The sequence below is a fragment of the Streptomyces sp. UNOC14_S4 genome (assembly GCF_020740835.1).
GTDB lineage: Bacteria > Actinomycetota > Actinomycetes > Streptomycetales > Streptomycetaceae > Streptomyces.
Genome location: NZ_JAINFC010000346.1, coordinates 1 through 8,366 on the forward strand (window position 1 = coordinate 1; position 8,366 = coordinate 8,366).

Consider the following 8,366-nt stretch of genomic DNA (forward strand, 5'->3'; position numbering starts at 1 on the left):
GCCCCCACCCCGAGCACGAACCGCCCGCCGCTGAGCCGTTGCAGGCTGCTCGCCATCCGTGCCACCAGCAGCGGGTGCCGGTACGGCAGCACCAGCACGGTCGTGCCCAGCCGCAGCCCGCCGTCACTGATTCCGGCCAGCCAGGACAGCGTGGTGAACGGGTCGTAGAACGGCTCCGGATACCGCTCCGCCACATCGGGGGTGACGGCCACATGGTCCGACACCATCAGCAGGTCGAACCCGAGCCCCGCCACGACCCGCGCCCACTCGCGCAGTACGCCGGGGTCGGTCCCCGGCCCGAAGTTCGGTACGTTGACGCCAAGTTGCATGCCCCGAGGTTATTCCGGCGATCATGCCGCAGGGAACCGAATCCTCCCGGTGATACCCGCTGTCCACCACGAATACCCCGGTAATATCGCACCATGGCCGTGAACCTCGACGACACCGACTGGGCAATCATCGATCAGCTCCAGCAGGAGGCCCGCGTCTCCCTCAGCGAGCTGGGGCGCCGCGTCAACCTCAGCCCGTCGGCCACCACCGAGCGGGTGCGCAACCTGGAGTCGCTGGGCGTCATCACCGGCTACCACGCCACCGTGGACCTGGCCAGGGTCGGCTACCCGGTGCTCGCCGTCGTCCGCCTGAAGTACCCCGGCAACCGCCACCAGCCCCTGCACCACCTGCTCGCCGAACGCCGCGAGATCCTGGAGTGCCTGCGCACCACCGGCGACGACTGCTACACCCTGAAGGTGGCCGCGACCTCCATGGAACACCTGGAGACACTCGTGGACGAACTGGCCGGCTTCGGCAGCACGACCACGAGCGTCGTCTACAGCCGCACCCTGCCTCAACGCGGCCCCGGCCGGCCCTGAGTGTTATCGCCGGACGCCCTCTTGACTTCCCTGGTAAGAAGGAGCGGCGTTCATACCGATCGCAACTGGCTCGGCACGGGAGGCAGTTATGGCACTACAGTTCATCGCGAAAGATCCCAACACCGATGGCAGGGACTGCCCCACGCTCTGGGTGGAGGACGAAGCCGAGGAGATCCTCATCCAGGGCTGGAAGCCTGACGGGGAGACCTTGGCCAAGTGCCGGGAGACCGGACCGATCCCGGAGACCGAGGCGGTGGTGAGGGTTCCGTTCCGTATGATCCCTGCCATCAGGGAGGCGTGTGATGTCGCTGAACGTATTCGACTTTGACGAGTTGATCGCTTCGACGGAGCGCTCGGCGGTCCACCTGGAGATGCGTGACGCCTACGGCGTGGCTGAGGAGAACGCCGACTTCGCCGCGTGGAAGGCCGGTGACAGCACCAGTCGGTACGACCGCACCGGACGGCGGCGTGAGTGGCTGGAGCTCGTCGCCCGCACCGTGGCCCGAGGGGTGGTCATGCGCCGGGCCCGCATCGTGTCCGAGCCGATGAGCGACTACATCCGGTTCGAATACGAGGGGACACAGCTCAACATCGATGCGGGGGAGCAGGTTCGCTGGCTCCCCCGGCGTCATGCGTCCGACATCGCGCTCCCTGGTAACGATTTCTGGCTCTTCGACGACAGAGTGGTGCGCTTCGGCCACTTCTCCGGTGACGGGCGCTATGTCGGGGAGGACTTCACGGACACCCCGGACGTCGCCAAGCTCTGCGCCACAGCGTTCGAGACGGTCTGGGAACGGGCGGTCCCGCACGTGGAGTACCAGGTCTGACCAGGTAGGTCCGGGACCAGCGCATGCCCATTTCGCCTTCGTCCAGGGTTCAGGAAGCCCGCAAGTCCATTGCCGAATGTCTGCGGGAGATCCGCCTCGATGCCGGGCTGACCGGGCGTGAGCTGGCGTCCCGGTGCGGCTGGCACCCTTCCAAGTCGTCCCGGATCGAGAACCTCAAGACCTTGCCGTCCGACGCCGATCTCCGCGCGTGGTGCGCCGCCTGCGGTGCCGACGACCGGGCAGCCGACCTCATTGCCGCTTCGCGTACGGCCGATTCCATGTACATGGAGTGGCGTCGGCTGGAACGCACCGGACTCCGCAGGCTCCAGCAGTCGTACGTTCCTCTCTACGAGCGCACCAAGCTCTTCAGGGTCTACTGCTCACACGTCGTTCCCGGTCTGCTCCAGACGCCCGCGTACGCCACCGCCCTGCTCTCGGCCATTACGGACTTCCGCCGTATCCCCGATGACGTCGAGGAAGCGGTGAGTGCCCGCATGGCCCGGTCCCATGTGATCCGGGAGGGCGACCACAGGTTCGTGATCCTGTTGGAGGAGGCGGTCCTGCGCTACCGGGTCGGGGATGCGTCCACGATGTCCGGGCAACTCGGGCACCTCCTCACCATGATGGCGCTGCCCCGCGTAGCCCTCGGCATCGTCCCCTTCGTGGCCGAGCGTCGGATGTGGACGATCGAGCCGTTCACGATCTTCGACGACGAACAGGCGGGGGTGGAGCTGTTGTCCGCCGATGTGACGCTCACAGCGCCCAACGACACGCGTCTCTACGCGCGGGCGTTTGCCGAACTGCAGCGCTTGGCGCTGTACGGAGCCCAGGCAAGGCCGCTCATCACGGCCGCGCTCGGCGCGCTCGGGTAACTCGACTGCAATCGGCCGCAACCTCGTCGCTCCCGGCTGCCCGCCGTCCTTAAAGTCTTCCGCATCCTCTCGAATCAGAAAGGAGCGTAAATGGGTAAGAAGAACGAGGACGAGTGGGACCCGCAGGAGAACCAGGGCATCCCCACAGATCCCGACACCCGGGTGTCTCAGAACGGCGACGTCTGGTCGTCTGCGGCGGACGACGAGGACCGCGAGAGGAAGTAGTACGTGATCCACGGCGAACACCTGGCGAAGGACCTGCGGCGTGATCACGGCTTCGTTCATGTCGGACGTACCAAGGACGGCAAAGCCGTGATCATGCGCAAGGGAGACCGCTGGACCGTTGTTCCCTTGCGGCCTCTCACACAGGAAGCCGTGGACACGATCAAGGCTCAGGCGGGGGTCGACCTCGCCTGAGCCATTACGGGGGAAGAGCAGCCCTACCGGTGGAAGGTGTCGGGCACGGACAGTACGGACCATCGCTGGACCGGCCAGGCGACGGTGATCGCGCGGCCCGTCACGTTCTTCACGGGGACGAAGCCGCCGCCCGGCTCGGCGACGTGGGCGCGGGAGTCGCGGGAATCGTTGCGGTGGTCGCCCATCACCCAGAGGTGGTCCTTGGGCACCTTGACCGTGCCGACGGGATAGTCGTCGCACGGGGTGGCTCCGGGATAGATGTACGGCTCGTTCAGGGCCGTGCCATTGACCTTGACCGGCTCGCCGCGCCTGCATTCCACGGTGTCGCCTCCCACCGCGATCACACGCTTGATCAGGTATTCCTCGTCCGTCGCCGGCATCAGGCCGATGAAGGACAGGGCCTTCTGGAGCGCGTTGGGCCGCGAGGCCTGCCCGGTGTCCCAGCCTCCGGGGTCGCGGAAGACGACGACCTCTCCCCGCTGCGGCGTCGAGCCGAACCAGGGGGTGAGCTTGTCCACCAGCACCCGGTCGCCCACCTGCAACGTGTTCTCCATCGACCCCGAAGGAATCGAGAACGCCTGCACCAGGAACGTCTTGATCAGCAGGGCCAGCACCAGGGCGACACCGACCAGAATCGGTATCTCCCGCCACTTGGAGTGCTTCTTTCTTTCCCCTCGGCCGCGCTTCCGGCGTCCGGCCTCCACCGGTGCGGGTGGCTGCTCCTCTTCCTCTGTATGCATCGCTGGACTCCCTATCCGGCCATATCGGGAGCTGTCCCAGCACCCGCGTTCACTCACTGAACGAACCGAACGAACGAGGGTTCCCATCGAAGGCCGGTACCGTCGGCCGGGACCCCGGCCGACGGTCCGAGGCGGTGCACTGCGCACTACTTGAACAGGCGGTCACCGCTGGTGGCCATGCGATGGGTCGAGCCGTGGCGGCTCACCCAGTCGCGGACGAGCTTGATGGCATTGGCGCACTGCCAGCCGCTGTCGTACTCGCGCACTCCGGTGAAGGCGCCGTAGCCCGCGATGATGCCGTCCACCCGGGCATCGCCCAGCAGCTTGTCGACGTACCACGGATCGTTGTAGGTGGTCGTCCAGGACAGCGTGGCCCCGAGCCGTCCGGAGGCACGGTCCCCGGCGCCCTTCTTCAGTTCCGCGCAGGTCTTGTCGCCGGATTCCGTGCAGTTGCCGAAATTCTTGGTGATGTCGCTGTCACCGGCGTCCATCGCCCGGTGACCGGCCGGGAGCCCGGAACCGAACCGGCCGTAGGCACTTTGGACCTGGTCGCGGTACCCGGTCGTCGTGATGCCCTCCAGACGGCCGAGCTTGCCTTCCAGGCTCTTCCAGCCCCTGCCGCCGACATCGGGGGTGCTGCCGCCGTGGTACTCGTAGAAACCGTAGAGCACCTGGATCCCGGCAGCCGTCAGCCGCTGCGCCTTGTCGCGCAGCCCCGCGACGCTGCACCCACGGTTCGGCGCTTCGCCGCAGTAGTTCGGGTCCTTGATGTCCAGCCAGACCAGCCCCAGCCGGCGCCCCGCTTCGGCGTGCGAGACGATGCGGTCGATCATGCTGTCGAAACTGGGGCCGTGCCGGGTGTCACCGGCCGAGGAACAGTCGTGATAGGCGCGCCATTCGTTGGGGTTCCACCAGGCACAGACGTCGATCTCGATGGCGTTGGCGCCATGGGCGAGCGCGGCGTCCACGCCGTCCAGAGTGTCGACCCGGTGCGCGATGGCGTAGATCGCGTGACGCTGATCGGCTGCCGCCGCCGGGGGCGTACCGAGCGCGGTGGCACCGGGCGCGGTGGCACCGAGGATTCCGCACAGCGCGGCCAACAGCGCCGATAACGTCCGGGGGCCGACGCCACGTCGAAGGTGAGTGGTCAAGAAGGACGCTCCTTCGCGTCGATGTCCTTGGACCGACCGAGGATAGGCGCGCCCCTTGGCCGCGGGACAGAGACTCAGCGCGCGCGGACCCCGTCGATGGCCAGGTCGAGCAGCCGGTCGGCCTCGGCCGGGCCGTCGGGGTCCCCCTCGGTGGCCGAAGCGATGGCGCCGATGAGTTTGAGCAGTTGGGTGATGGTGGCGTCGGGGCGTACGGCGTTCACGTGGCGGGCGCGGTCGAGGAGTGCGTCGCCGGCGCTGGTGATCATCGCGTGGCAGGTGCTTCCCAGCGTCGGGTCGCCGTCACGGGCGCCGTGCATCACTGAAGCTCCCAGGCCCCGGTTGGCCACGGCGTGTGCGCCGACGGCGCGGAGCCAGCTGACGAGTGCGGCTCCGGGATCGGGGTCGGGCAGCAGGTCGCGCGCTGTGGCGCACAGGGCGTCCACCCGGCCCTTGAAGACGGCTTCCAGGAGCGACTGCCGGGAGGGGAAGTGCCGGTGGAGCGTGGCCGAGCCGACTCCGGCGTGCCGGGCGATCTCCTCCAGCGAGGCTTCGGCGCCGTGTTCGGCGACAAGGCTCTCGGCGGCGGCCACGATCCGGTCGTAGTTGCGGCGCGCGTCGGCACGCATCGGCCGTGAAGCCGGGTCGGCTGCGCTCTTGGGCACGGGATCTCCTGACGACTTGCTAACCGGGGTGGCCCTCCATATCGTAGCGGCCGATAACCGGAGGGCCACCCCAGTTACTGGGTGTGGGCCCTCGTCGGCATGCGACATGGGGAGATTCGTGGAACCGACAGGAAAGACCGTCGTGGTGGTGGGGGCGACCGGCCTGCAGGGCCGGGCGGTGACACGACACCTGCTCAGTAATGGCTGGCACGTACGCGCGCTCAGCCGCGACCCCGACGGGGCACCGGCCAGGGACCTGGCGAGCGCCGGTGCGCAGATCGTGCGCGCACAGATGGAGGACGTCGCCTCGTTGACCGCCGCGGCCGACGGCGCGTACGGCATGTTCAGCGTCCAGCCCACGGTCGGCTCCCCCGGGACCGCACCGGACTTCGGCGCCGAGGACGAGGTCCGCTGGGGCGTCAACGTCGCCGAGGCCGCGCGTACCGCCGGCATCGAGCACTTCGTCTTCACCTCGGTGGCCGAAGCGGACCGTCACGGCAGCGAGAGATTGCCGCGGAACCTGGTCAGCAAGTGGCGGATCGAGCAGCACATCGCCGCGCTCGGCCTGCCCGCGACGATCCTGCGGCCGGTCTCCTTCATGGAGAACTTCACCGGCGCCTACGCGCTGCGGGACGGGACCTTCGCCACCGCCCTCGCCCCCGAGGTCCCGCTGCAGATCATGGCCGTGGACGACATCGGCTTCGTCACCGCGCTGGCCTTCTCCCGGCCCGAAGACTGGATCGGCCGCGAAACCGCCCTCGCGGGAGACGAACTCACGCCGGTCCAGATCGCCGCGGCCATCGAGAACGCGCTCGGCCGTCCGTTGCCGTACGCCCGGATCCCGATCGAAGCGATCCGGGCCCTCAATGAGGACTTCGCGTTCGCCAACGAATGGCTCAACGAACGCGGCTACCGTGCGGACATCACCGCAACCCGCCGTATCCACCCCGGAGCGATGAACTTCCCCACCTGGCTGGAACGCACCGGCGCCGCCCAGATCGCCGCTTTCCTGGCCGCCCGGCCCACCGCGGGGCAGCACGTATGAACGGGCGCAAGCCCGACCTCGGGCGCATCGGCATCTGGGCGGGCGACCTCGACACCTACCCCGCGGCAGGGCTTCGCGAAGCCGCGGCCGCAGTCGAGGACCTCGGTTACGGCACTCTGTGGTTCGCCGAAACCACCGGGCGGGAAGCCATGGCGCAGGCCGCGATCCTGCTGGCCGCCACCCGGCGGATCACCGTGGCCGCCGGCATGACCGACATCTACGCGCGCGACGCGGTGACGGCCGCCGCCGCCCACCGAACCCTGGAGGAGGCGTTCCCCGGGCGATTCCTGCTCGGACTGTGGGAGAGCCACCCCACCCTCGCCGAGGACGTCCGCGGCCACCGCTTCGACTCGCCGCCGGCCGCGATGCGCGCCTACCTCGACACGCTGGACACCTCCCCGTCCGGTCCACCCGGCACGACAGCCACGCGGCATCGCCTGCTCGCGGCCCTGGACCCGGGCATGCTCGCGCTTGCCGCCGAACTCGCCTGGGGCGCCACCGTGTTGGGCATGCCCGTCGAGTACACCCGAACGGCGAGGACAGCGCTCGGGCCCGACGCCCTCCTGGCCGTGACCCAGCTGTGCGTCCTGAGCCCCGACCGCTCACGGACCGCCGAACTGGCAGCGGCCACCGCAGCGGCAGCCCTGCCCAACCGGCGCGCGCTGTTGCGCGACCTGGGGTACCAGGACGTGGACGCCCTCGGTGACCGGCTCGTTGACGCGATCGTGGCCCATGGCGATGCCGGGGACGTCGTCCGGCGCGTCCACGAGCACCTCGACGCCGGAGCCGACCACGTCAGCCTTCACCTCCTGACCCCCACGCCGGGCATCGTCCCCGTCCGCCAGTGGGAGTACCTGGCCACCCGCCTGCTGACCTGACCGGACGCGAGCCCGACCGGATGGGCCTTCTGGGAAGAGCTGCATATCCGCCTCCGGGAGACGCCGGAGGGCAGACGGTCGGCCGAGGTCGCACACACAACCGGAGCCGCTGCATACACAGTTCGCACCCCCGGCAGTCCACCGGTGCGCCGCCACAGGAGTGGCGACGGAATCATCCGTCCCGCCGACACTCGTATCCCCAACACGAGGGAGGCGCATGATGCAGGGCATGACCATAGCCAGGCGACTGGGTATCTGGGCGGGTGCCGCGGCTCTGCTGGCCGCGGCGACGGTCACGGGGCCCGTGACGGGCCGGGCCCAGGCCGCCACCGGCGACCTGAGCTGCTCGGGGCAGTTCAAGATGACGTTCACGCCGGGGATCAAGCCCGGCGGGAGCTCGACGATCGATGTCGTGGCGTCACTGGGCAACTGCACGTCGACCAACGGAAAGTACGCGAATCTGACGTCCGCCACCGGGAGCGGCACCGGCTCGGCCACGGCCAACGGAAGCGGGCCGGGCCCCTGCGGCCTGCTGTTCAGGGGCACCGGCACCGGAACGATCAAGTGGAGCGGCGCCGGGGTGCCGGACAGCACGATCTCGTTCACGGTGAACACCGACCCCTCCACCGGGGCGGTCACCTTCAAATGCGTCATCACCGGCGGAACGCTGAACGGCGACGGGGACGTCGTGGCGCCCGCCATCACGAGCACCACCTGCTCCACGGGCAACGGCATGGGGACGATGGGGGCCAACATCGCGGTCAGCTTCAGCTGAGGCGGGTATTGCGGAATGAGTTGAGCGGTCGCGCGCTGCTGTCGATCCGGGTCGACAGCAGCGCGCCCGTGCAGAGGGGTGCCCCTGAGCGGTGAAAGATCTCTGGCTACGTCACGGGGTCAGGCCGTTG

13 protein-coding genes are annotated in these 8,366 nt (G+C 68.8%); 9 read left to right on the forward strand and 4 right to left on the reverse strand.

Translation table 11 applies throughout. The features are described 5' to 3' along the window. On the reverse strand, positions 1-329 hold a 329-nt coding region (locus K6I34_RS25800), incomplete at its 3' end, for an LLM class flavin-dependent oxidoreductase (RefSeq protein WP_229328988.1). Between the two features lie 93 nt (positions 330-422). On the opposite strand from K6I34_RS25800, the gene K6I34_RS25805 reads away from it, so the two are divergent. From K6I34_RS25805 to K6I34_RS25825, 6 genes are all read left to right on the forward strand, one after another. Then, positions 423-869, forward strand: coding sequence for an Lrp/AsnC family transcriptional regulator (locus tag K6I34_RS25805; RefSeq protein WP_229328990.1), 447 nt, complete (start codon positions 423-425; stop codon positions 867-869). Between the two features lie 88 nt (positions 870-957). Beyond that, entirely contained in the window at positions 958-1,197 is a 240-nt protein-coding gene (locus tag K6I34_RS25810) for a hypothetical protein (RefSeq protein ID WP_229328992.1), read from the forward strand. Beyond that, positions 1,172-1,696 carry a DUF6879 family protein gene (locus K6I34_RS25815; RefSeq protein ID WP_229328994.1) on the forward strand — a complete coding sequence of 175 codons (525 nt, stop codon included), beginning with the start codon at positions 1,172-1,174 and terminating at the stop codon, positions 1,694-1,696. Before K6I34_RS25810 ends, K6I34_RS25815 begins: the two co-directional genes overlap by 26 nt. A gap of 23 nt (positions 1,697-1,719) precedes the next feature. Then, the gene (locus K6I34_RS25820; RefSeq protein ID WP_229329002.1) at positions 1,720-2,568 is read left to right on the forward strand and encodes a helix-turn-helix transcriptional regulator; all 849 of its coding nucleotides are present in this window, start codon (positions 1,720-1,722) and stop codon (positions 2,566-2,568) included. Positions 2,569-2,658: 90 nt separating this feature from the next. Then, complete coding sequence (locus K6I34_RS38420; protein ID WP_275127151.1) at positions 2,659-2,793, forward strand: hypothetical protein; 135 nt, start codon at positions 2,659-2,661, stop codon at positions 2,791-2,793. A 3-nt stretch (positions 2,794-2,796) separates the two neighbouring features. Beyond that, positions 2,797-2,985 (forward strand): hypothetical protein, encoded by a 189-nt coding sequence (locus K6I34_RS25825; RefSeq protein ID WP_229329003.1) that lies wholly within the window; start codon positions 2,797-2,799, stop codon positions 2,983-2,985. A 23-nt stretch (positions 2,986-3,008) separates the two neighbouring features. On the opposite strand, the gene lepB is transcribed toward K6I34_RS25825, so the two are convergent. From lepB to K6I34_RS25840, 3 genes are all read right to left on the reverse strand, one after another. Continuing rightward, positions 3,009-3,725, reverse strand: coding sequence for a signal peptidase I (gene lepB, locus K6I34_RS25830; protein ID WP_229329006.1), 717 nt, complete (start codon positions 3,723-3,725; stop codon positions 3,009-3,011). A 146-nt stretch (positions 3,726-3,871) separates the two neighbouring features. Beyond that, positions 3,872-4,825 (reverse strand): phospholipase, encoded by a 954-nt coding sequence (locus tag K6I34_RS25835; RefSeq protein ID WP_229329008.1) that lies wholly within the window; start codon positions 4,823-4,825, stop codon positions 3,872-3,874. 125 nt (positions 4,826-4,950) lie between these two features. Next, complete coding sequence (locus K6I34_RS25840) at positions 4,951-5,538, reverse strand: helix-turn-helix domain-containing protein (protein WP_308294060.1); 588 nt, start codon at positions 5,536-5,538, stop codon at positions 4,951-4,953. 118 nt (positions 5,539-5,656) lie between these two features. Between K6I34_RS25840 and K6I34_RS25845 the strand changes: the two genes are divergently transcribed. The 3 genes from K6I34_RS25845 to K6I34_RS25855 all read left to right on the forward strand — a co-directional run bounded on the left by K6I34_RS25845 (position 5,657) and on the right by K6I34_RS25855 (position 8,236). Next, complete coding sequence (locus tag K6I34_RS25845; protein ID WP_229329010.1) at positions 5,657-6,583, forward strand: NmrA/HSCARG family protein; 927 nt, start codon at positions 5,657-5,659, stop codon at positions 6,581-6,583. Beyond that, complete coding sequence (locus K6I34_RS25850; protein WP_229329012.1) at positions 6,580-7,461, forward strand: TIGR03620 family F420-dependent LLM class oxidoreductase; 882 nt, start codon at positions 6,580-6,582, stop codon at positions 7,459-7,461. The genes K6I34_RS25845 and K6I34_RS25850 overlap by 4 nt, the downstream gene beginning before the upstream one ends. Before the next feature lie 229 nt (positions 7,462-7,690). Continuing rightward, positions 7,691-8,236, forward strand: a complete 546-nt coding sequence (locus tag K6I34_RS25855) for a hypothetical protein (protein WP_229329014.1) — start codon at positions 7,691-7,693, stop codon at positions 8,234-8,236. The last annotated feature ends 130 nt before the right edge of the window (positions 8,237-8,366 follow it).

What these genes read in the sequence shown, in the direction of transcription:
- K6I34_RS25805 (WP_229328990.1), top strand. Translation starts at nt 423, where the DNA reads ATGGCCGTGAACCTCGACGACACCGACTGGGCAATCATCGATCAGCTC.
- K6I34_RS25810 (WP_229328992.1), top strand. Translation starts at nt 958, where the DNA reads ATGGCACTACAGTTCATCGCGAAAGATCCCAACACCGATGGCAGGGAC.
- K6I34_RS25815 (WP_229328994.1), top strand. Translation starts at nt 1,172, where the DNA reads ATGTCGCTGAACGTATTCGACTTTGACGAGTTGATCGCTTCGACGGAG.
- K6I34_RS25820 (WP_229329002.1), top strand. Translation starts at nt 1,720, where the DNA reads ATGCCCATTTCGCCTTCGTCCAGGGTTCAGGAAGCCCGCAAGTCCATT.
- K6I34_RS38420 (WP_275127151.1), top strand. Translation starts at nt 2,659, where the DNA reads ATGGGTAAGAAGAACGAGGACGAGTGGGACCCGCAGGAGAACCAGGGC.
- lepB (WP_229329006.1), bottom strand. Translation starts at nt 3,725, where the DNA reads ATGCATACAGAGGAAGAGGAGCAGCCACCCGCACCGGTGGAGGCCGGA.
- K6I34_RS25850 (WP_229329012.1), top strand. Translation starts at nt 6,580, where the DNA reads ATGAACGGGCGCAAGCCCGACCTCGGGCGCATCGGCATCTGGGCGGGC.
- K6I34_RS25855 (WP_229329014.1), top strand. Translation starts at nt 7,691, where the DNA reads ATGACCATAGCCAGGCGACTGGGTATCTGGGCGGGTGCCGCGGCTCTG.